Genomic DNA, 20,650 nt, shown 5'->3' on the forward strand with positions numbered 1-20,650 from the left:
GTTCACTCTAACGACGGGCGAGGGCCCGTTCCCGGCGTAGGGGAACAGGCCCTCGAACAGAGGACGTGAGGGGTCTAGAACGCGGCCTCGTCCAGCTCCATCAGGTCCAGCTCGACACCCTCGGCGACCTTGCGGGCCAGGGTGACGCCCGGCAGGACGCTGGCGGCGAAGAACTTCGCGGCGGCGATCTTGCCGGTGTAGAAGGCCTTGTCCTTCGCGGAGGCCGTCTCGAGCTTCTCGGCGGCGATGGCGGCGCCCTTGAGCAGCAGGTAGCCGACGACGACGTCTCCGGAGGCCATCAGCAGGCGGGTGGTGTTGAGGCCCACCTTGTAGATGTTCTTGACGTCCTGCTCGGTGGCGGCCAGGTCGGTGAGCATCAGGCCGACGATGGCCTCCAGCTCGACCGCGGCCTTGGCGAGGTGCTCGCGGGCACCGGCCAGCTCCTCGCCGCCCTCACCGAGCGCCAGGAACTTCTTGATGTCCTCGGCGAGGGAGTTCAGCGCGGCGCCCTGGTTGCGGACGATCTTCCGGAAGAAGAAGTCCTGGCCCTGGATCGCGGTGGTGCCCTCGTAGAGGGTGTCGATCTTGGAGTCCCGGATGTACTGCTCGATCGGGTACTCCTGGAGGAAGCCGGAGCCGCCGAAGGTCTGGAGCGACTGGGCGAGCTGCTCGTAGCCCTTCTCGGAGCCGTAGCCCTTGACGATGGGCAGGAGCAGGTCGTTCAGGGCCTCCAGGGCGGAGGTGTCCTCGCCCGCGGCCTCCTTGATCTGGATCTCGTCCTGCACGGAGGCCGTGTGGAGCACGAGGGCGCGCATGCCCTCCGCGTAGGCCTTCTGCGTCATGAGCGAGCGGCGCACGTCGGGGTGGTGGGTGATGGTGACCTTGGGCGCGGTCTTGTCCATGAAGTTCGCCAGGTCGGGGCCCTGGACGCGCTCCTTGGCGTACTCCAGTGCGTTCAGGTAGCCCGTCGACAGCGTGGAGATGGCCTTCGTGCCGACCATCATGCGGGCGAACTCGATGATGCGGAACATCTGGCGGATGCCGTCGTGCTTGTCGCCGATCAGCCAGCCCTTGGCGGGGTGCTGGTCGCCGAAGGTCATCTCGCAGGTGTTGGAGGCCTTCAGGCCCATCTTGTGCTCGACGTTGGTGGCGTAGACGCCGTTGCGCTCGCCCAGCTCGCCGGTCTCGAAGTCGAAGAGGTACTTCGGGACGAGGAAGAGGGACAGGCCCTTGGTGCCGGGGCCGGCGCCCTCGGGGCGGGCCAGCACGTAGTGGAGGATGTTCTCCGACATGTCGTGCTCACCGGAGGTGATGAAGCGCTTCACGCCCTCGATGTGCCAGGAGCCGTCCTCCTGCTGCACGGCCTTGGTGCGGCCGGCGCCCACGTCGGAGCCCGCGTCGGGCTCGGTGAGGACCATCGTGGAGCCCCACTGCTTCTCCGTGGCGACCTTGGCGATGTGCTTCTGGACCTCGTTGCCCTCCTCGAAGAGGATGCCGGCGAACGCCGGGCCCGAGGAGTACATCCACACGGCCGGGTTGGCGCCCAGGATCAGCTCGGCGTAGGCCCAGATCAGGGAGCGGGGCGAGGTCGTGCCGCCGATCTCCTCGGGGAGGCCGAGCCGCCAGTACTCGGAGTCCATGAAGGCCTGGTAGCTCTTCTTGAAGGACGCGGGGACCGGCGCGGTGTTGGTCTCCGGGTCGAAGACCGGCGGGTTGCGGTCGGCGTCGATGAAGGACTCCGCGAGCTCGTTCTCCGAGAGGCGGGTCAGCTCCTCCAGGATGCTCTTCGCGGTCTCGACGTCCATCTCCCCGAACGGACCGGTGCCGTACACCTTGTCGCGCCCGAGTACCTCGAAGAGGTTGAACTCGATGTCGCGGAGATTCGACTTGTAGTGCCCCATGGCGACAGGCTCCCGGCTCCGTAGAGAGATCGGCGAGGCACTGGATCCTCGCGCTAGTTCACGTACCAACAAGTAGCTACGATGATGCTACCCGTCGGTAATAAGACGCAACCCCGATCCTTCATCTGTGACAGGTCACACCGGAACGGTCAGTGTTGCGCTGTAGCCGGCCCCCGTACTCCCCTCCATCGCGGCCAGTTGACGGTCGTGGCCGTCACGGAAGATCCCGTCGTCCTCCAGCGAGAGGCCGCTCAGGTTCCGCACGCTCGCGCCGTAGCCGTCCGTGGCGTAGACGGTGTCGCAGACCTCCTTGGGGAAGGCGAGCTGCGAGGTGTTCGTGATCGACGTGGCCGCGGTGGCGTCGGCCAGGCTGCCGTACACCTCGAAGTGGACGTGCGGCCAGCGGCCCGGGTAGCAGCCGGGGAAGACACTGCGGAAGGTGACCCGTCCCTCGCCGTCCGTCTCCTGCACGCCCCGCAGATAGTTCTCGCCGGTGACGCCCTCGGAGTAGAGGGAGTAGGCGCCCTCCCGGTCGCACTGCCAGAGGTAGACGGCGGCGCCCCGCTTCGGCATCCCGCAGCCGGAGGCCGCGTCCACCACCGTGAGCGTGATCGTCAGGGGGACGCCGTCGGCCGTGCCGCCCGCGGAGTCGCCGAAGCTGCGGGTGATGTCGCTGCGCACGACCCCGCTCTCCTTGAGGACGTTCACCCCGTTCGAGCCGTCACCGGGGAAGGGGCCGGCCGTCTCCTCGGGGATCTCCGCGCACCCCGCGGACGAGGAGGAGGGGGCTGGGGCCGCCGGGGTCTTCCCCTCCGGTGCGCAGCCCACCAGCGGGACCAGGCCCGCGCCCGCCATCAGCCGGATCATCCGCCGGCGGGCGAGGACGGGCAGGTCGTGGGCGAGGCCTCCGTCGTGCTCGGGCGGGCCCTGGTCATGGCGTCCGTTCATGACACGACGCTACGAGCCGCCGCCCCGGCGATCCACCGAGCGGCGCTGTCGACTCGCTGTCGGTTTGCCGGGACCGGCGTACCGGCCCACCGGCCCCCGCGCGCTCGGTACGCTTGCGCCCATGTACGGCTACGACCAGACAGCGGGCCCGCAAGGGCAGTACGCCCCTCCGCAGCAGCCGATGTCCGGCGGGTACGGGCAGCAGCCGCCGCTGTACCCCGAGCCGTCCCCGCCCTCCCTCACGGACGCGGTGCGCGCCTTCACCACCGGGCAGATGGCCGCCGAGGACTTCCAGCAGGCCTTCGCGACGTCGAAGGTCTACTGCCCGCGCGGCGACAACCCCGGTTTCCTGGCCCTGCACAACACCCAGCAGCCCGTGATCCCGATGTTCAGCACGCTCAAGGAGCTGCGCCGGTACGCGGGCAAGGAGTCCAAGTACTTCGTGATCACCGGCGCCGAGGTGCTGGACCTGCTGCCGACCGGCTACGGCTTCGTCCTCGACATGGAGGGCGAGCACCGCATGGTGTTCGACGCGAAGGCCGTGGAGCAGATGGTCGAGTTCGCGATGCGCCGGATGTACGGCGGCTGAGCCCACCCCGTAGTCACTTCGTATGGAGGCTGGGGCCGGCCCGTAGTCATTTCGTACGGCGGCTGGGGCCGGCCCGAAGTCACTTCGGCAGGCGCAGCGCCAGGCCGTCCAGGACGACGTCCAGGCCGTAGGCGAACTTGTCGTCGCGCAGCTTCGCGGGGTCGGAGGCCTGCGCGGACGTCTCCGGCCCGGCGGCGGCCAGATGGTCGTAGCCGGCCGAGGCCTGCTGGGCCGCGGGCAGCAGCCGGGCGACGAACTCCGACTCGCTCTCGCCGGAGCGGGCGACCGTGGTGAGCCAAGCGGCCTCGGTCGTGCTCATGCCGATGACGTACGAGAAGACGGCGTCGATCGCCCGGCTCGGCTCCGGGAATCCCGCGGCGGTGAACAGGGCCGCGAGCCGTTCCGAGAAGTTCATGTAGTTCGGCCCGAGGTAGGCGAGACCGGCCTGCCCCAGGACCAGGGTCAGCCAGGGGTGCCGCAGCGCCGTCGTGCGGAAGGACCCGGCCGCCTCGGTGACCGCCGCGCGCCAGTCGGGGCCGCCGGCCTGCGGGACGTGGATCTCGGCGGCGACCTCGTCCACCGCCAGCTCCATCAGCTCGTCCTTCGTCGCCACGTGCCGGTAGAGCGAGGTCGCGCCGGCGTTCAGCCGGGCACCGAGCTTGCGCATGCTGAGCGCCTCGATCCCCTCGGCGTCGAGCATGGCGATCGCCTCGCGGACGATCGCGTCCCGGCTGAGCGCGGGCTGGTCGGTCCGGCGCTGCTCGCGGGTCCATACGGACGGGATGGGGTTCTTGTCCTTCGTCCTGCTCATCGGGGTTCCTCCTGCCGGACCTCTGCCTGCGAACAGCGTGCGCAACCAGCGTACAGAACTCAAGGATTGCGCACACTGTTCCGCTGTGCGTACAGTGTGCGCACCGAAGGAACGGTGTTCGCAGGAGGGGAACGGACATGGAAACTCGCCATCCACGCCGCTGGTGGATCCTGATCGTGCTGTGCCTCAGCACACTCGTGCTGGTCGTCGACAACATGGCGTTGACGGTCGCGGTGCCCGCGCTGACCGAGGACCTCGGGGCGAGCGCCCAGGAGACGCAGTGGATCCTCGACTCCTATGTCCTGGTCTTCGCCGGGCTGCTGCTGACCTCGGGAAGCCTGGGGGACCGGTTCGGACGCCGGAAGGTGATGCTGATCGGGCTGCTGCTCTTCGGGGCGGCCTCGCTGGGGGCGGTGTTCTGCTCCACGCCGGGCGAGCTGATCGCGGTGCGGATCGCGATGGGCGTCGGCGGGGCGCTGATCATGCCCTCGACGCTGTCCATCCTGATCACCGTCTTCGACGAGGACGAGCGGCCCAAGGCGATGGCCGCGTGGGGCTCGGTGTCGATGCTGGGGCTGGTCGGCAGCCCGGTGCTCGGCGGGGTCCTCATCGACCACTTCGCCTGGCAGGCCATCTTCCTGATCAACGTCCCGATCGTCGGTCTCGCGCTGCTCGCCGGTGTGCTGCTGATGCCGGAGTCGAAGGCGCCCTGGCAGAAGCCGGACCCGCTGGGCGCGGTGCTGTCGGCGGTGGGCATGACGGCCCTGGTCTGGTGGATCATCGAGATTCCGCAGCACGGCGCGTTCGAGGGCCGCTCCCTGATCGTCCTGGCCGTCGCGGTGCTCGCCCTGGCCGGCTTCGTGATCTGGCAGAACATGACCCCGGCGCCGATGGTCCCGCTGGTCCTCTTCAAGCACCGCAACTTCAGCGGGGGTTCGCTCTCCCTGGCGCTCGTCCAGATCGGCAACGCCGGGCTGCTGCTGGTGCTGACCCAGTACCTCCAGTTCGTGCTCGGATGGTCCGCCGTCAAGGCCGGCCTGGCCTTCCTGCCGCTGGCCGTCGCCGCGCTGGCCGGCAACACGGCCGGGGCGCAGCTCGCCGTGAGGTTCGGCAACCGGTTCGTCATCCTGGGCGGGATGCTGCTGATGGTCGCCTCCTTCGGGCTGCTGACCACGCTCACCGCCGGCAGCGGGTTCACGGTTCCGGCGGTGGCCCTGGGGACCTTGGGGCTGGGGGCCGGCCTGGCCATGCCGGCGGCGGTGGCCGCGCTGATGGGCACCATCCCGGAGGACAAGGCGGGCGTCGGCTCGGCCCTCAACGACACCATCCAGCAGTCCGGCACCGCCCTCGGCATCGCGATCCTCGGCTCCCTGCTCTCCAGCGGCTACACGGACGAGATGCCGGCCGGCGCCCCCGAGCAGGCCCGCGAGTCCATCGGCGGGGCGCTGGCCGTCGCCGGCGGTGACGCGGGGCTGGTGCGGGCGGCCCGGGAGGCCTTCGCCGCCTCGATGTCCACGACCTTCACGATCAGTGCGGTCGGTGTCCTGGCCGCGGCGGTCGTGGCCACGGTCGTGATGCGGGACCGCACGTCCGGGCCCGCGGGGGCGGAGAGCGAGCAGCGCGAACTGGTCGCCTGACCCGTCCCGGACACCGATGGCCGTCACCCCGCAGCGGGGTGACGGCCTTCCGCCACGCCCGTCTTCCGTGGTTCGCTGCGCCGTCGCCCGGGTCGGGAATGCCTTCCCGGTTTTCTCTGTTCGGGGTGGCAGAAAGTTCAACGCTCAACTAAACTGGGCGTACACGAGGAGGAACCGACATGCCTGCAGTGACCGTCGAGAACCCGTTGACGCTGCCCCGAGTGACCGCGCCTGCCGAGGCCGTGGCACGTCCCGTGCTCGCCGTCACGACCGCTCCGAGCGGTTTCGAGGGTGAGGGCTTCCCGGTGCGCCGGGCGTTCGCGGGGATCAACTACCGTCATCTCGACCCGTTCATCATGATGGACCAGATGGGCGAGGTGGAGTACGCGCCGGGCGAGCCCAAGGGCACCCCCTGGCATCCGCACCGTGGCTTCGAGACCGTCACCTACATCATCGACGGGATCTTCGACCACCAGGACTCCAACGGCGGTGGCGGCACCATCACCAACGGGGACACCCAGTGGATGACCGCGGGCTCGGGCCTGCTGCACATCGAGGCCCCGCCCGAGCACCTCGTCGTCTCCGGCGGGCTCTTCCACGGCCTCCAGCTGTGGGTGAACCTCCCGGCCAAGGACAAGATGATGGCCCCGCGCTACCAGGACATCCGCGGCGGCTCGGTCCAGCTGCTCAGCACCCCCGACGGCGGCGCGCTGCTGCGGGTCATCGCCGGTGAGCTGGACGGGCACGCGGGCCCCGGCATCACCCACACCCCGATCACGATGGTCCACGCGACCCTCGCCCCGGGCGCGGAGCTCACGCTGCCGTGGCGCGAGGACTTCAACGGACTGGCGTACGTGCTGGCGGGCAAGGGCTCGGTCGGTGCCGAGCGCCGCCCGGTCCACACGGGCCAGACGGCCGTCTTCGGCGCGGGTTCCTCGCTGACCGTCCGCGCGGACGAGAAGCAGGACTCCCACACGCCGGACCTGGAGGTCGTCCTGCTCGGCGGGCAGCCGATCCGCGAGCCCATGGCCCACTACGGCCCGTTCGTCATGAACACCAAGGACGAACTCATGCAGGCCTTCGAGGACTTCCAGAAGGGCCGCCTGGGCACGGTCCCGGCGGTGCACGGAATGACCGCGAGCGGTCCGCAGGACTGACGCCGCACCGGGCGCCGGCGTTGCGGGGACTGGCTCCGCACCGGGGCGCCGGCCGTGTGGGGACTGGCTCCGCACCGGGGCGCCGGCCGTGTGGGGACTGGCTCCGCACCGGGGCGCCGGCCGTGTGGGGACTGGCTCCGCACCGGGGCGCCGGCCGTGTGGGGACGGGCTCCGCACCGGGCGCAGGCCCTGTGGGCACGGGCTCCCCACCGGGGCGCCGGCCCTGCGGGGGACTGGCTCCGCACCGGGGCGCCGGCCCTGCGGGGGTTGGGCTGCCCACCGGGCGGCTGACGCCCCGTCACCCTGGCGGGCCTCCCTGACGGGACGGCCCGCCCGGGGCGTGGTCGGGTGGGGATGTGCAGGCCCCCCTCTCGCTCCTCCCCGTGCCCGTCCGGCGCTTCGCGGCCTGGTGTGCCGTGCTGCTGCTCGCCACCGGGGTCGTCTACGTCGGGATCCGGCTGGTCGTCGAGTTCCGGACCGCCGTCGTGCCCGTGCTGCTCGCCCTGCTCGGCACGGCGCTGCTCGGGCCGCTGCACCGGCGGCTCGTGAAGGCCGGGGTGCACCGCTCGGTCTCGGCCGGGCTCACCTGTGTCGCGGTGGTCGCCGTGGTGGGCGGCGCCGTGTACATCGTGGTCGCCGCGCTCATCGACACCGGCGACGAGATCCTCGCCTCGCTCAAGCAGGCCGCCCGCGGGGTCTCCGAGCACTTCGGCGCGGCCGGCACCTCGCTGGACGACCTCGCCTCCAACGCCCGTGAACTGCTCGGCAAGTTCGGCGGTACGGCCGCCTCCGGCGTGATCAGCGGGGTCAGCGTGGTCGGCGAGTCCATCGCCATGGCCGTCCTCGCGCTGCTGCTCGTCTTCTTCTTCCTGCGCGACTCCGACAAGGCCGCCGCGACGCTGCGCTCCCTGTCGCCCCGGGGTGCCGCCGACACCCTGGAGGCCATGGCACGGCGGGCGCTGAGAGCCGTCGAGGGGTTCATGCGCGGCACCACCATCATCGCCCTCATCGACGCGCTGCTCATCACCGTGGGCCTGCTCGTCCTCGACGTGCCCGGCGCGGCCGGACTGGGCGCACTGGTCTTCGTCGGGGCGTACATCCCCTACCTCGGCGCCTTCATCTCCGGCGCCCTGGCCGTCCTGGTCGCCCTCGCGGACCGGGGGTTCGTCATCGCGCTGTGGGCGCTCGGCGTGGTCCTGGCGGTGCAGGTGCTGGAGGGGCACGTCCTCCAGCCGATGATCCAGAGCCGGACCGTGCAGATGCACCCGGCGCTGGTGATGGTGACGATCACGGCCGGTGCCTCCGTCGCCGGCGTGCTCGGGATGCTCCTCGCGGTCCCCCTCACCGCGGCGGCCTTCGGCATCGTCCAGGAACTGCGCACGCGCTACGGCGATCAGGAGCCGTCGCCGGCACAGGAACCGTGACCGGTCAGGGCGACCGGGGCCGCCACCGTCCGCTCGTTGCGTCGGCAGCTACAGCGACCAGGAGTCACCGTCCCCTCCTGCGCCGGTCGGCTGCTACAGCGACCAGGGGAGCCACTGTCCTCTCCCGCGTCGGCCGCTACAGCGACCAGGAGCCGTCGCCCGAGCCGTTCACGGACTCGTAGAGCTCGAACCAGATGCTCTTGCCCTCGCCGCGCGGGTCGACGCCCCAGGCATGCGCGAGCAGTTCGATCAGCACCAGGCCGCGGCCGGAGGACGCCAGCTCCCCGGGCCGGCGCCGGTGGGGCAGGTCGTCACCGGCGTCCGTGACCTCGATCCGCAGCCGCCGCCCGCCCACCTCGCCGGTGATCTCGGCGACCAGCAGCGCGTCGTGGTCGGTGTGCACGAGGACGTTCGTCAGCAGCTCGGACAGCAGCAGCACCGCGGAGTCGACCTGGTCGGGCGAGGCCCAGTCGTGCAGCAGCTGGCGCAGCTGCTGCCGGGCGACCGCCACCCGCTCGGGCTCGGCCTGCGCCACGGTCAGCACCGAGCGCCGCACCGCAGGCCGTACCGACATCGCGTCACCGCAGCCGCAGCCCCCGCCCTCCCGGCTCAGCAGCAGCATCGCGATGTCGTCCTCGCGGCGGTCCGCCAGCGGGCCGGTGGTGTGGTGCGAGGACGGCCCGTGCACGGCCTGCACCAGCGTGTCGGCGAGGTCCTCCAGATCGCCCTTGTGCTCCTCCAGGGTCACGCGCAGCCGCCGCCAGCCGGAATCCAGGTCGTGGCCGCCGGTCTCCAGCAGGCCGTCCGTGCAGATCAGCATCGTCTCCCCGGGCTCAAGGGCGAGCCGGGTCGTGGGGTAGTCGGCGTCCGGGTCGATGCCGAGCGGCAGACCGCCCGACGTCGGCCGGGTCAGCACCGTGCCGTCGGCCATCCTGATCGCCGGGTCCGGATGCCCGGCACGGGCGATGTCCAGCACGCCCGTCGCCGGGTCGACCTCGACGTAGACGCAGGTCGCGAAGCGCGCGTCGGCCGGGTCCTCGTCGCCGATGCCGTGCAGGAAGCGGGAGGCGCGCGAGAGCACCGCGTCCGGCCGGTGGCCCTCCGAGGCGTAGGCCCGCAGGGCGATCCGCAGCTGGCCCATCAGCCCCGCCGCCCGTACGTCATGGCCCTGGACGTCACCGATGACCAGCGCGAACCGCCCGCTGGGCAGGGGGATCACGTCGTACCAGTCGCCGCCGACCTGGAGCCCGCCGCCCGTCGGGACATAGCGGGCGGCGACGCTCATGCCCGGGATGCGCTGCGGTCCGAGCCTCGGCAGCATCGTGCGCTGGAGCCCGTCGGTCAGGGCCCGCTCGCTCTCGGCCACGCCCGCCCGGGTCAGGGCCTGCGCCAGCATCCGTGCCACCGTCGCCAGCACGGACCGCTCGTCCGGGGTGAACGCGACCGGGTAGGTGAACGCCGCCATCCACGCGCCCATCGTCCGCCCGGCCACGGTCAGCGGCAGGAACGCCCAGGAACGGCGGCCGAAGCGCTCGGCGAGCGGCCAGGTCAGCGGGTAGCGGGCCTTGTAGTGCTCGGCGGAGGACAGGTAGACGGCCCGGCCCGTCCGCACCACCTCGGCGGCCGGGTAGTCCGTGTCCAGCGGCATGTCCGAGAAGGGGCTCTCGGTGCCCCGCTGCTGCCCGTGGTGGCCGATGATCGTCAGGCGGTCGCCCGAGACCCCGAACACCGCCAGCCCGTCCGGCGAGAACCCGGGCATCGACAAATTCGCCGTGACCCGCAGGACCTCCTGGGTGGAGCGCGCCTCCGCGAGGGCCCGGCCCGCGTCCAGCAGGAACGCCTCCCGCGAGCGCCGCCAGTCGCCGGTCACCGCGCTGCGCCCGGCCGGGGTGCCCGGCGTCGGCTCGGTGACCTCCTGAAGGGTGCCGATCAGCCGGTACGCCTTACGGGCCCGGTCGAAGGTCGGCTTGGAGCGGCTGCGGACGACCCGGACGACCCGGCCCAGCTCGTCCATGATCCGGATCCGGACCTCGGCGAGGGTGCCCTCGGCGACGGCCAGCTGGACCACGCCGGTGATCTCGTTCCAGTCGACCGGGTGCAGCCGGGCCCGGGCCTGGGCCTCCGTGAGGCTGACCTGCTCGGCGGGCAGCCCGAGCAACCGGGCCGCCTCGGCATCGACCGTGACCAGCCCGGTGGCGGTGTCCCAGTGCCACAGGCCGGTCGCGAGGGCGGCGAGGGCCTCCCCCACGGCGGGCAACGGCTCGCCAGTGCGCATTGCCCTACTTTAAGAAGAGGCCGTCGAACGCTGCCACCGATAGCGGACATGTGCCCGAACGACGGCGGGCGCGGACTCGATGAACGACCACGGCGGACTCGATGAACGACCACGGTGTGCTCGACGCACGACCGCGGCGTGCTCGATCCATAACTGTGGAGAGGCGATCTTCGCCTGCCCGGTACGCTGGGGAGGCGTTTCACGTGAAACACAGACCCCGATCAGCGAAGACTGGATGAACGACGATGCATCGGTACAGGTCCCACACCTGCGGCGAGCTCCGCTCCTCTGACGTCGGCAGCGACGTCCGGCTGAGTGGCTGGCTGCACAATCGGCGCGACCTGGGCGGCATCCTCTTCATCGATCTGCGCGATCACTACGGCATCACGCAGCTCGTGGCCCGTCCCGGCACCCCCGCCTACGAGGCCCTCGACAAGCTCTCCAAGGAGTCGACCGTCCGTGTCGACGGCAAGGTCGTCTCCCGGGGCGCGGAGAACATCAACCCCGAGCTGCCGACCGGTGAGATCGAGGTCGAGGTCGGCGAGGTCGAGCTGCTCGGCGCGGCCGCCCCGCTGCCGTTCACGATCAACACCGAGGACGGCGTCAACGAGGAGCGGCGCCTGGAGTACCGCTTCCTCGACCTGCGCCGCGAGCGCATGCACAAGAACATCATGCTGCGCTCGTCGGTGATCGCCTCGATCCGCTCGAAGATGGTCGCCCTCGGGTTCAACGAGATGGCGACGCCGATCCTGTCCGCGACGTCCCCCGAGGGCGCCCGCGACTTCGTCGTCCCGTCCCGTCTGCACCCCGGCAAGTTCTACGCCCTGCCCCAGGCGCCGCAGCAGTTCAAGCAGCTGCTGATGATCTCCGGCTTCGACCGGTACTTCCAGATCGCGCCCTGCTTCCGCGACGAGGACGCCCGCGCCGACCGTTCGCCGGGCGAGTTCTACCAGCTCGACATCGAGATGAGCTTCGTCGAGCAGGAGGACGTCTTCCAGCCCGTCGAGAAGCTCATGACCGAGCTCTTCGAGGAGTTCGGCGGCGGCCGGCACGTCACCTCGCCGTTCCCGCGGATCCCGTTCCGCGAGGCGATGCTGAAGTACGGCTCCGACAAGCCCGACCTGCGCGCCCAGCTCGAACTCGTCGACATCACCGACATCTTCGAGGGCTCGGAGTTCAAGGCGTTCGCCGGCAAGCACGTCCGTGCCCTGCCGGTGCCGGACGTCTCCGGCCAGCCCCGCAAGTTCTTCGACCAGCTCGGCGACTACGCCGTCTCGCAGGGCGCCAAGGGCCTGGCCTGGGTCCGCGTCGCCGAGGACGGCTCGCTGTCCGGCCCGATCGCGAAGTTCCTCACCGAGGACAACGTCGCCGAGCTCACCAAGCGCCTGTCGCTCGCGGCCGGCCACGCGGTCTTCTTCGGCGCGGGCGAGTTCGACGAGGTCTCCAAGATCATGGGCGCGGTCCGGGTCGAGGCGGCCAAGCGGGCCGGGCACTTCGAGGAGGGCGTCTTCCGGTTCTGCTGGATCGTCGACTTCCCGATGTACGAGAAGGACGAGGAGACCGGCAAGATCGACTTCTCGCACAACCCGTTCTCCATGCCGCAGGGCGGTCTGGAAGCCCTGGAGACCCAGGACCCGCTGGACATCCTCGGCTGGCAGTACGACATCGTCTGCAACGGCGTCGAGCTGTCCTCCGGCGCGATCCGGAACCACGAGCCGGAGATCATGCTCAAGGCCTTCGAGATCGCCGGGTACGACCGCGAGACCGTCGAGGACAAGTTCGCGGGCATGCTGCGCGCCTTCCGCTTCGGCGCCCCGCCGCACGGCGGCATCGCCCCGGGCGTCGACCGCATCGTCATGCTGCTCGCCGACGAGCCCAACATCCGCGAGACCATCGCCTTCCCGCTCAACGGCAACGCCCAGGACCTGATGATGGGCGCGCCGACGGAGCTGGAGGAGGACCGGCTGAGGGAACTGCACCTGTCGGTGCGCAAGCCGCAGCCGAAGTAGCCGATCTGCCGTGAGTGGCTCGGAACCGCCGCCGGTTCCGGGCCACTTTCGCGTCCAGGGCTCTTACCCAGCTCTCACCCAGGCTCCTGACAGCCGGGCTGCCTAGCTTCCCTTTCCATGACGGCACAGGAGACGGCCCGAGGGCCTAAGCACAAACGGGATCTGACACGCCGCAAGGTCGTCGCCGCGGGCGCCGGTGCGGTGGTGGCGGCGGGCGTCGGCGGTGCGTTCGCCGCGGGCGCCTTCGCCGACGAGGAGACGACGGCGGCGAAGGGGAAGGCGGCGGCCAAGGGGAAGGCGGCCGGAACGTCCGGCGAGGCCTGCTACAAGCTGACCTCCGAGACGACCGAAGGCCCCTACTACATCGACGCGGACAAGCTCCGCCGGGACGTCACCGAGGACCAGGAGGGCATCCCGCTCACCCTGCGTCTGAAGGTGATCGACTCCGACACCTGCAAGCCGCTCGCGAACGCCGCCGTCGACATCTGGCACTGCAACGCGCTGGGCGTGTACTCCGGGTACGAGTCGATGGGCAGCGGGGGCGGTGGAGGGGACGGCGGCACGCCTCCCTCCGGTATGCCCTCCGGTACGCCGACCGGGACCCCCACGGGTGCGCCTCCGGGAGGCGGCGGTGGCGGAGGAGGGCACGAGGAGCCCACCGACGACGAGCGCTACCTGCGGGGCACGTGGCGTACGGACAAGAAGGGCGAGGTCGTGTTCCGCACGGTCTTCCCGGGCTGGTACCAGGGGCGTTGCGTGCACATCCACACCAAGGTGCATGTGAACGGCACCTGGACCGACGCGGGCTACGAGGGCGGCACGACCTGCCACACCGGGCAGCTCTTCTTCGACGAGGCGTCCGTGCTGGCGACGGCCGAGGTCGCGCCGTACTCCGCCAACACCACGACCCGCACGACCCTCGACGACGACACCATCTACCCGGGCAACGGCACCGAGGGTGGTCTGCTGAGGCTGAAGTACAAGAAGGGCGCCATCGCGAAGGGCGTCACCGCCTCGCTCATCATGGGAGTCGACCCGGAGACCACACAGGACGGCACGGGCGACTCCGTCCAGCCGGGCATGTCGGCCTCGGCGTCCGCGGGCTGAGAGAGACGGAGACAGCACGAACGGGGGCCTGTACACCCTCTCGCCGGCGTCGCTCCTGGCGGTGCTGGGGGTGGCGTTCGTACGGCACACGCAGCATGGTGCGGGGACGGGCTCGGGCGGGGAGAGCGTGGCCGTGACGGGGCGGCTGGTCGCGGGGAAGGCGCGCTGACTCGAGCCCACCCGACCCAGGCCTCGGGCCCGCTTCTTGGATGGGGCGGGCCCGGCCTTCGGGAAGTACCGCTCACTCTTCGACGAACAGATCCTCGGCGGTGGTGGCCGTCAGGGAGCGGTCGAACCAGAGGGTGAGGGTGTCGAGGTCGGTGCAGGAGGTGATGCGGTCGCGGATGTCCTGGGGAATGCCGATACCGCGCTTCTCCAGTACGCGCAGGACGGACTCGGCCTTGCCCTCGACGATGCCTTCGGCTTTGCCCTCCAAGTACGTCTCCTCGAAGAGGGTTCCCCTGCCCGGGAAGTATGTGGCGACCATCTTCTCCAGCTCTCTCCATGTCTCCCGGACCGGAGTGTTCTCCAGTCCGACCTCAAGCCATTCGCACCAGTACTTCGCTGTTGCCCTGTCGAGCGACCGCATGCCGCGGGCCACCATGGACAGTATGGCCGGGGCGTTTTCGCTCTCGCTATGCACGATGGCCGAGAAGGTGGCCATGGCCGGTTCCCGGGCCACGACGGATTCGTCCGTGATCTCCGGGACGTTGTCGGGGCTCAGTACGAAAGGGCGGGTGCTCTGTGTCGTCCAGGTGCCCACTCGGCACTCGAAGGGGCCGGCTGCCCAGGAAGCCGTCGACCGCTTTCTGCAGACCGAGACGAGCAGCACCGGCAGCTCGTACTTCGCGTGCAGGTACGCCACGTAGTAGGACCAACTGGAGCCCTTGTCGCGAGCCCGGTCGGTCTGGGCCTCGATGGCGATCAGGAAGCCGTCTCCGTCAGACGGTTCGACCCTCAGCACCGTGTCGACGCGGCGCTCCAGCGGTTTGACCTCCGTGGCGTCGGGGGTGAGCGCCTCGATGATCGCTTTCGCGGGCGGCGGCAGCCCCAGCGCCTTGAAGGCGGGAGTGAGAACCTCCGGATGGTCCTGGAAGATCCGGTGTGAGGTCTCATGGGTTGATGTGACCATGTGCGCAAGCTAGGACCATCGAATGCGGTGTACTCAGCGGTTCAGCTGCGTTCACTCTTTCGAGAGCGGCGGATACGTTCACGTCATGTGGTCGACGGCCGCTGGAGGAGATAGCCGGAGACGGAGCTGAGGGCTTCGTCGTCCAGGACGTAGGTGTCCGACCAGTTACGTTGTTCGACGGGGGCCAGCAGGGACTCGACGGTGCAGGACCAGGCTTCGCACAGGTGACGAATGAAGAGGCCCACCAGAGATCGAACTGCTGAAGTTCGCGGACGGCTCCGCCGTGGGGCGCTCCGATGGTGCGTTCAACGGCCGGCCGACCTCCGACCCCAGACACCTGCGCATCCTTGAGCTGCGGTATGGCACCATCCGGGCCCAGGCGCTCTCACCGCGGGAGTCGCTGGCCTTCGTCGACCAACTGCTGGGAGAGGCACGGTCCGCAAGACCACTGCTGGGGACGCCTCCGGGCTGGTGTGGTTCAAGAGCAGCTACAGCAGCGGGAACGACGGCAACTCCTGCGTTGAGCTCGCCGTCACCCCCGGCACCGTGCATGTTCGCGACTCCAAGAACGTGGAAGGCCCCCGTTTGGCGATCACGCCCGGCGCGTGGGCGGACTTCGTGGCCCATGCTTCGAGGGCGCTGACCGGGTAGCTCCTGACCTCTGGGGCCCCTACTTCTCAGTGTCGATCACTGCGGTGCACAGTTCCTCCGGTGTGTCCACCGTGGTGGCGCGGTCGAGACAGCGTGTGAGGGTGTCGGGGTCCGGACACAGGTGGAGGGGGCGGAAGACCTCCTTGGGGACCGTGATGTCACGAGTCTCCAAGAGCCGTTGGACCGCGCCGGCCAACGCCGCCTTGTATCCGGCGGTGAACCCCCGCACCCACTCCTCGTCCTCGTGGTCGTCATCGAGCCGGTTGTCCACCCGGGCCCGGATGCGGGCCATGTCCTGGAGGGAGAGGGAGCCTTGCTGCCTCAGTTCCTCCGGCCCGGAACGGAAATCGCCCATGACTCGCTCCGGCGGAATGCCCAAGCCCATGCATGTCAGCGTGAACCGGAGCAAGTCGTGAAGTTCCGGTGCGGCGTTCGGATCGTCGATCATGATCGCCCCGGGGTCAGGTTTCGGTCCGGTCCGCGGCGGGCGCCGTGTCCTCGACGAAGAGTTCGTCGACGCTCCGCACGTGGGGCGTCCGGTCCAGCCAGCGGTTCAGGAGGTCGAGGTCGGTACAACCGGCGATGTGGTCCCGGGCCTCCTGGGGGACCGGGACGCCTCGTGCTTCGAGGAAACGCAGAATGGCCTTGGCTTCGCCTCTGGCCTCGCCCTCGAGATAAGCCTTCTCCATCACCGTGCCCCGGCCGGGGAAGTAGTTGACGAACGTCACGATGTCCCTCCATTTGTCTCCGGCGGGGGTGTCGCCCAACGCCGAGTAAGGGGGTGGAAGACCGTATTTCCGGCGGACTGAAGGCGTTCACTCTTTCGAGCTTGGGAGGGACGTTCCCGGGGGCTACCTCGCTACGAACTGGGTCAGGATCGCCTGGACCTCGTAGATGTCGACGCCCTTGGTGAAGGTCTTCTCGATGGGGGTCGGGGTGCCGGAGATCCAGATTTTCAGCTCGGCGTCGAGGTCGAAGGTGCCGGCCGTTTCCACGGCGAAGTGGGTGATGCTGCGGTACGGGACCGAGTGGTACTCGACCTTCTTGCCGGTGATGCCCTGCTTGTCGATCAGGATCAGGCGGCGGTCGGTGAAGAGGATGGTGTCGCGGATCAGCAGGAACGCGGCGTGCACCTGCTCGCCGTGGCCGAGGAGGCGGGCGTAGTCCTGCTGGGCCGACTGCGGGTTCACCGTGTGCGCGTTGCCGAACAGTGCCATGGAAACCCCCGTGTGAGTCGCGGCGGCCGGGTGGCCGTCTCGTGCGATCTTCGCAAAGCACAGGGCCCGGGAGAAGGCTCTCGCTCTCCCGGGCCCCGTGCTGTAGCCGGCGTGTTACGACCGTTACGCGGCCGACTCGCCGCCGAAGCGCTCCTTGTACGACTCCAGGTCCTCGTCCGTGAGCTTGGCGAACAGCACCGGCGGGATGGTGAAGGGGGTGCCGGCCGGGACGGTGGTGAGGGACTTCGCCTCTTCCGGGGTGACCCAGGTCGCCGTGTCGTTCTCCAGCGAGAACGCCTCGCGCATCTTCTGCGCCGACGTCGGGATGAACGGCTCGGAGACCACGGCGTAGAGGTGGATCAGGTTCATCGCCGTGCGCAGGGTGACCGCGGCGCCCTCCGGGTTGGTCTTGATCTCCAGCCAGGGGGCCTTCTCCTCCAGGTAGGAGTTGCCCGCCGACCACAGGGCGCGCAGCGCGGCCGCCGCCTTGCGGAACTGGATGGCCTCCATGTGCTCCTCGTACTCGGCGAGCAGGCGCGCGATCTCCTCGCCCAGCTTGGCCTCCGCCTCGCCCGCCTCCGCGCCCGCCGGGACCTCCTCGCCGAAGCGCTTCTTGGAGAAGGACAGGACGCGGTTGACGAAGTTGCCGAGGGTGTCGGCCAGGTCCTTGTTCACCGTGGCGGTGAAGTGCTCCCAGGTGAAGGACGAGTCGTCCGACTCCGGGGCGTTCGCCATCATGAAGTAGCGCCAGTAGTCGGCGGGGAGGATCTCCAGGGCGTCGTGGGTGAAGACGCCGCGGCGCTGCGACGTGGAGAACTTGCCGCCGTAGTAGTTCAGCCAGTTGAAGGCCTTGATGACGTCGACCTTCTTCCACGGGGCGCGGGTGCCCAGCAGGGTCGCCGGGAACATCACGCTGTGGAAGGGGACGTTGTCCTTGCCCATGAACTGGGTGTAGTGGACGTTCGCGTCCGACTCCCACCACCACGAACGCCAGTCGCGGTTCTCCGGGTCCTGGTCCGCCCACTCCTTCGTCGCGCCGATGTACTCGATCGGGGCGTCGAACCACACGTAGAAGACCTTGCCCTCCGCGGCCAGGTCCGGCCACGTGTCGGCCGGGACCGGGACGCCCCAGTCCAGGTCGCGGGTGATCGCGCGGTCGTGCAGGCCCTCCGTCAGCCACTTGCGGGCGATGGAGGACGCGAGGACGGGCCAGTTGTCGGCGCGCTCGTCGACCCACGCCTCCACCTCGCCGGCGAGCGCCGACTGGAGGAGGAAGAGGTGCTTGGTCTCGCGGACCTCCAGGTCGCTGCTGCCGCTGATCGCGGAGCGGGCGTCGATGAGGTCGGTCGGGTCCAGGACGCGCGTGCAGTTCTCGCACTGGTCGCCGCGTGCCTTGTCGTAGCCGCAGTGCGGGCAGGTGCCGATGATGTAGCGGTCGGGCAGGAAGCGGCCGTCCGCGATCGAGTACACCTGGCGGATCGAACGCTCCTCGATGAAGCCGTTCGCCTTCAGCTCGCGGGCGATCTCCTGGGTGATCTCGTGGTTCTGCGGGGAGGAGCTGCGGCCGAAGTAGTCGAAGGCCAGGTTGAAGCCGTCGTAGATCGCCTTCTGCTGGTGGTGCGCGTCCCTGCAGAACTCGTCCACGGGGACGCCCTGCTCCTTGGCGGCGAGCTCCGCGGGAGTGCCGTGCTCGTCCGTCGCGCAGATGTAGAGGACCTCGTGGCCGCGCTGGCGCAGGTACCGGGAGTAGACGTCAGCCGGGAGCATGGACCCCACCATGTTGCCCAGGTGCTTGATCCCGTTGATGTACGGAAGGGCGCTGGTGATGAGGTGTCGAGCCATCGCGGGCTGCTCCCAAGTCGCTACGTGGGGTGACGATCTCGTGGTCTCGGTCGTCTACGGAACCTTGAAATCGTAGCTGACATGGGTACGCCGCCCGCCTCCCCTTTTGCGGGGTGGGATGCGGGCGGCGTGGGGCGGGGCAGGTGAGCAGTGCCGGTGGGGCCGGAGGGCTTACGGGCGCCAGCTCGCCAGTACGCCCTCGTAGAGCTCCTTGTCCGTGAGCTCGCGGGGGGTTTCGCCGGCGAGGAAGTGGGACGTGTTGGGGGTCTTGAGCTTGCGGAGGTAGTCGAAGGCCTTGTTCTCCGGGTCTCCGAAGGCGACGAAGGAGAAGAAGACGGTGGGGTGGGTCTTGGCCGCGTCGGTGAGGGCCTGCGTGGCCGGGGTCTTCGCGTCCGGGGCGCCGTCGGTCTGGAAGACGACGAGGGCGGGGGTGGTGGAGTCCGCCGCGGTCTTGTCGTGGTGGGCGAGGACGGCTTCCACGGCTGCGTGGTAGCTGGTGCGGCCCATGCGGCCGAGGCCGGCGTGCAGGTCGTCGATCTTGTTCTCGTGGTCGGTGAGGGTGATCTCGCCGGTGCCGTCGAGTTCGGTGGAGAAGAAGACGACCGGGACGGTTGCCTCGGGGTCGAGGTGGGCGGCGAGGGCGAGGGTCTGCTCGGCGAGGGCCTGGGCGGAGCCGTCCTTGTAGTACGGGCGCATGGAGGCGGAGCGGTCGAGGACGAGGTAGACCTTGGCGCGGGTGCCGGTGAGGTTGTGGGAGGCGAGGGTGGTGGTGGCGGCGTTGTAGGCGGTGGTGAGGCCGGGGGCGCGGGTCTTTACGCGGGTGAGGGGGACGGCGGGACCGTCCTCGGCGCTCTTCGGCTCGGTGTCGGGCTTGGGGGTGGCTTTGGTGGGCTTGCGCTTCGGCTCGGCGGCGGGCGCCTCGGCCTCGGCTTCGCCTTCGGCCGTCTTGTTCCCGGCCGCACCGCCCGTGCTGCTTTCGTTGTCGGGTGCGGGTGGCCCCTGTGGGGCCGGGTCGCCGTCGGCGGCCGCGGGCTCGGCGGCGGGCGCCTCGGCCTCGGCTTCGCCTTCGGCGGTCTTGTTCCCGGCCGCACCACCCGTGCTGCTCTCGTCGGCGGCTGCGGGTGGCCCCTGTGGGGCCGGGTCGCCGTCGGCGGCTGCGGGCTCGGCGGCGGGCGCCTCGGCCTCGGGCTCCGTCTCGGCCTTCGTGTCCGCCGGAGCCGTGGTCTCGTCCGCCGGAGTCGGATCGGCGGCCGCCGTCGGCTTGTCCTCCTCGGACGGCTCCTCCACCGGCGCCGGCTTCTCCGCCGTGGCCGTGTCCACCGGCGCCGGATCCTCGGCGACCGCGGGCGCCTCGGTCTCTGCCTCCGCCGCCTTCTCGGCGTCCGCCGGCGTCTCGGTCGCGGTTTCCGCCGGCTCCTCGGCGACCGCGGGCCCCTCGGTCTCTGCCTCCGCGGCGTCCTCAGCGACCGCCGGCCTCTCCGGCTCTGCCTCCGCCGGCTCCTCAGCCACCGCCGGCCTCTCCGGCTCCGCCTCCGCCGCCTCCTCCGCGACCGCGGGCTCCTTCGCCCTCGGCGGCTCGGGGGTCGGTGTGGTCTCCGTCGAGTCGGCCGGGCGGGGGACCGCGACCTTGTCGAAGGCTGCCGATACGAGGTCGTGTTCGTCGTCGCGGGGTTCGGGGACGGTCGCCGTCGGCCCGGGCGTGGGTTCCGGGGAGGGGGACGGGACCTTGGGGGTCGCCGCCGGTGCTGTCGGAGTGGTCTCGGAGATCGTCGGTTCGGCCGGCGTGGTCTGCGCCGCACCCTCCGCCTCGGCGGTTTGTGACTTGCGGGGTCGTCCGAACGCGTTCCGCAACCGAGTGAGAATGCCCATGTGCGCGCAACCCTTCGCGTGAGTTGAAGCCCGTCGATCCCTGGCCAGGACGGACACGTAAGGTTAGCGGCCCTCCTGTGT

General features: G+C 70.1%; 18 protein-coding genes and 1 pseudogene. 8 read left to right on the forward strand and 11 right to left on the reverse strand.

Annotation, left to right across the window (positions count from 1 at the left end; all coding sequences use genetic code 11):
- Window positions 1–74: 74 nt before the first annotated feature.
- Window positions 75–1,901, reverse strand: a complete 1,827-nt coding sequence (locus tag IGS69_RS17870) for an acyl-CoA dehydrogenase (RefSeq protein ID WP_190900966.1) — start codon at window positions 1,899–1,901, stop codon at window positions 75–77.
- A 135-nt stretch (window positions 1,902–2,036) separates the two neighbouring features.
- A complete protein-coding gene (locus tag IGS69_RS17875; protein ID WP_190900968.1) occupies window positions 2,037–2,849 on the reverse strand; it encodes a dioxygenase family protein in 813 nt (270 codons plus the stop codon).
- A 121-nt stretch (window positions 2,850–2,970) separates the two neighbouring features.
- Between IGS69_RS17875 and IGS69_RS17880 the strand changes: the two genes are divergently transcribed.
- Window positions 2,971–3,438 carry an SseB family protein gene (locus IGS69_RS17880; RefSeq protein ID WP_190900978.1) on the forward strand — a complete coding sequence of 156 codons (468 nt, stop codon included), beginning with the start codon at window positions 2,971–2,973 and terminating at the stop codon, window positions 3,436–3,438.
- A 79-nt stretch (window positions 3,439–3,517) separates the two neighbouring features.
- Here the strand turns inward: IGS69_RS17880 and IGS69_RS17885 are convergent, their stop codons facing one another.
- On the reverse strand, window positions 3,518–4,249 hold the full coding sequence (locus IGS69_RS17885; RefSeq protein ID WP_190900980.1) for a TetR/AcrR family transcriptional regulator: 732 nt from the start codon (window positions 4,247–4,249) through the stop codon (window positions 3,518–3,520).
- Between the two features lie 137 nt (window positions 4,250–4,386).
- Between IGS69_RS17885 and IGS69_RS17890 the strand changes: the two genes are divergently transcribed.
- From IGS69_RS17890 to IGS69_RS17900, 3 genes are all read left to right on the forward strand, one after another.
- On the forward strand, window positions 4,387–5,886 hold the full coding sequence (locus IGS69_RS17890; protein WP_190900982.1) for an MFS transporter: 1,500 nt from the start codon (window positions 4,387–4,389) through the stop codon (window positions 5,884–5,886).
- Between the two features lie 179 nt (window positions 5,887–6,065).
- Window positions 6,066–7,043, forward strand: coding sequence for a pirin family protein (locus tag IGS69_RS17895; protein WP_190900984.1), 978 nt, complete (start codon window positions 6,066–6,068; stop codon window positions 7,041–7,043).
- A gap of 383 nt (window positions 7,044–7,426) precedes the next feature.
- Entirely contained in the window at window positions 7,427–8,467 is a 1,041-nt protein-coding gene (locus IGS69_RS17900; RefSeq protein WP_232543556.1) for an AI-2E family transporter, read from the forward strand.
- Between the two features lie 136 nt (window positions 8,468–8,603).
- Here IGS69_RS17900 and IGS69_RS17905 read toward each other — a convergent pair whose 3' ends face one another.
- On the reverse strand, window positions 8,604–10,742 hold the full coding sequence (locus tag IGS69_RS17905; protein WP_190900988.1) for an ATP-binding SpoIIE family protein phosphatase: 2,139 nt from the start codon (window positions 10,740–10,742) through the stop codon (window positions 8,604–8,606).
- 245 nt (window positions 10,743–10,987) lie between these two features.
- On the opposite strand from IGS69_RS17905, the gene aspS reads away from it, so the two are divergent.
- The gene (aspS, locus tag IGS69_RS17910; RefSeq protein ID WP_190900990.1) at window positions 10,988–12,751 is read left to right on the forward strand and encodes an aspartate--tRNA ligase; all 1,764 of its coding nucleotides are present in this window, start codon (window positions 10,988–10,990) and stop codon (window positions 12,749–12,751) included.
- 117 nt (window positions 12,752–12,868) lie between these two features.
- Window positions 12,869–13,858, forward strand: a complete 990-nt coding sequence (locus IGS69_RS17915) for an intradiol ring-cleavage dioxygenase (RefSeq protein ID WP_190900992.1) — start codon at window positions 12,869–12,871, stop codon at window positions 13,856–13,858.
- A gap of 241 nt (window positions 13,859–14,099) precedes the next feature.
- Here IGS69_RS17915 and IGS69_RS17920 read toward each other — a convergent pair whose 3' ends face one another.
- Window positions 14,100–14,990: an RpnC/YadD family protein gene (locus IGS69_RS17920; RefSeq protein WP_190900994.1), complete on the reverse strand. Its 891-nt coding sequence runs from the start codon at window positions 14,988–14,990 to the stop codon at window positions 14,100–14,102.
- Between the two features lie 83 nt (window positions 14,991–15,073).
- Window positions 15,074–15,235 (reverse strand): hypothetical protein, encoded by a 162-nt coding sequence (locus IGS69_RS17925; protein ID WP_190900996.1) that lies wholly within the window; start codon window positions 15,233–15,235, stop codon window positions 15,074–15,076.
- Between the two features lie 5 nt (window positions 15,236–15,240).
- Between IGS69_RS17925 and IGS69_RS34655 the strand changes: the two are divergent.
- Window positions 15,241–15,420 (forward strand): annotated as a pseudogene (locus tag IGS69_RS34655) (Scr1 family TA system antitoxin-like transcriptional regulator); the annotation flags it as partial.
- 38 nt (window positions 15,421–15,458) lie between these two features.
- Window positions 15,459–15,641, forward strand: a complete 183-nt coding sequence (locus IGS69_RS17930; RefSeq protein WP_190904541.1) for a DUF397 domain-containing protein — start codon at window positions 15,459–15,461, stop codon at window positions 15,639–15,641.
- 19 nt (window positions 15,642–15,660) lie between these two features.
- Here IGS69_RS17930 and IGS69_RS17935 read toward each other — a convergent pair whose 3' ends face one another.
- From IGS69_RS17935 to IGS69_RS17955, 5 genes are all read right to left on the reverse strand, one after another.
- Window positions 15,661–16,089, reverse strand: coding sequence for a hypothetical protein (locus IGS69_RS17935; RefSeq protein WP_190900998.1), 429 nt, complete (start codon window positions 16,087–16,089; stop codon window positions 15,661–15,663).
- A gap of 13 nt (window positions 16,090–16,102) precedes the next feature.
- A complete protein-coding gene (locus IGS69_RS17940; RefSeq protein ID WP_190901000.1) occupies window positions 16,103–16,369 on the reverse strand; it encodes a hypothetical protein in 267 nt (88 codons plus the stop codon).
- A gap of 123 nt (window positions 16,370–16,492) precedes the next feature.
- Window positions 16,493–16,858, reverse strand: a complete 366-nt coding sequence (locus IGS69_RS17945) for a PH domain-containing protein (protein WP_030846758.1) — start codon at window positions 16,856–16,858, stop codon at window positions 16,493–16,495.
- 123 nt (window positions 16,859–16,981) lie between these two features.
- A complete protein-coding gene (gene metG / locus IGS69_RS17950) occupies window positions 16,982–18,700 on the reverse strand; it encodes a methionine--tRNA ligase (RefSeq protein ID WP_190901002.1) in 1,719 nt (572 codons plus the stop codon).
- A gap of 171 nt (window positions 18,701–18,871) precedes the next feature.
- Entirely contained in the window at window positions 18,872–20,569 is a 1,698-nt protein-coding gene (locus IGS69_RS17955; RefSeq protein ID WP_190901003.1) for a VWA domain-containing protein, read from the reverse strand.
- Between the last annotated feature and the right edge of the window lie 81 nt (window positions 20,570–20,650).

This window comes from Streptomyces tuirus, assembly GCF_014701095.1.
In the GTDB taxonomy this organism is placed as follows: Bacteria; Actinomycetota; Actinomycetes; order Streptomycetales; family Streptomycetaceae; genus Streptomyces; species Streptomyces tuirus.

What these genes read in the sequence shown, in the direction of transcription:
- IGS69_RS17905 (WP_190900988.1), bottom strand. Translation starts at nt 10,742, where the DNA reads ATGCGCACTGGCGAGCCGTTGCCCGCCGTGGGGGAGGCCCTCGCCGCC.
- IGS69_RS17895 (WP_190900984.1), top strand. Translation starts at nt 6,066, where the DNA reads ATGCCTGCAGTGACCGTCGAGAACCCGTTGACGCTGCCCCGAGTGACC.
- IGS69_RS17870 (WP_190900966.1), bottom strand. Translation starts at nt 1,901, where the DNA reads ATGGGGCACTACAAGTCGAATCTCCGCGACATCGAGTTCAACCTCTTC.
- IGS69_RS17955 (WP_190901003.1), bottom strand. Translation starts at nt 20,569, where the DNA reads ATGGGCATTCTCACTCGGTTGCGGAACGCGTTCGGACGACCCCGCAAG.
- IGS69_RS17935 (WP_190900998.1), bottom strand. Translation starts at nt 16,089, where the DNA reads ATGATCGACGATCCGAACGCCGCACCGGAACTTCACGACTTGCTCCGG.
- IGS69_RS17875 (WP_190900968.1), bottom strand. Translation starts at nt 2,849, where the DNA reads ATGAACGGACGCCATGACCAGGGCCCGCCCGAGCACGACGGAGGCCTC.
- IGS69_RS17920 (WP_190900994.1), bottom strand. Translation starts at nt 14,990, where the DNA reads ATGGTCACATCAACCCATGAGACCTCACACCGGATCTTCCAGGACCAT.
- IGS69_RS17880 (WP_190900978.1), top strand. Translation starts at nt 2,971, where the DNA reads ATGTACGGCTACGACCAGACAGCGGGCCCGCAAGGGCAGTACGCCCCT.
- IGS69_RS17915 (WP_190900992.1), top strand. Translation starts at nt 12,869, where the DNA reads ATGACGGCACAGGAGACGGCCCGAGGGCCTAAGCACAAACGGGATCTG.
- aspS (WP_190900990.1), top strand. Translation starts at nt 10,988, where the DNA reads ATGCATCGGTACAGGTCCCACACCTGCGGCGAGCTCCGCTCCTCTGAC.
- metG (WP_190901002.1), bottom strand. Translation starts at nt 18,700, where the DNA reads ATGGCTCGACACCTCATCACCAGCGCCCTTCCGTACATCAACGGGATC.
- IGS69_RS17890 (WP_190900982.1), top strand. Translation starts at nt 4,387, where the DNA reads ATGGAAACTCGCCATCCACGCCGCTGGTGGATCCTGATCGTGCTGTGC.
- IGS69_RS17885 (WP_190900980.1), bottom strand. Translation starts at nt 4,249, where the DNA reads ATGAGCAGGACGAAGGACAAGAACCCCATCCCGTCCGTATGGACCCGC.
- IGS69_RS17945 (WP_030846758.1), bottom strand. Translation starts at nt 16,858, where the DNA reads ATGGCACTGTTCGGCAACGCGCACACGGTGAACCCGCAGTCGGCCCAG.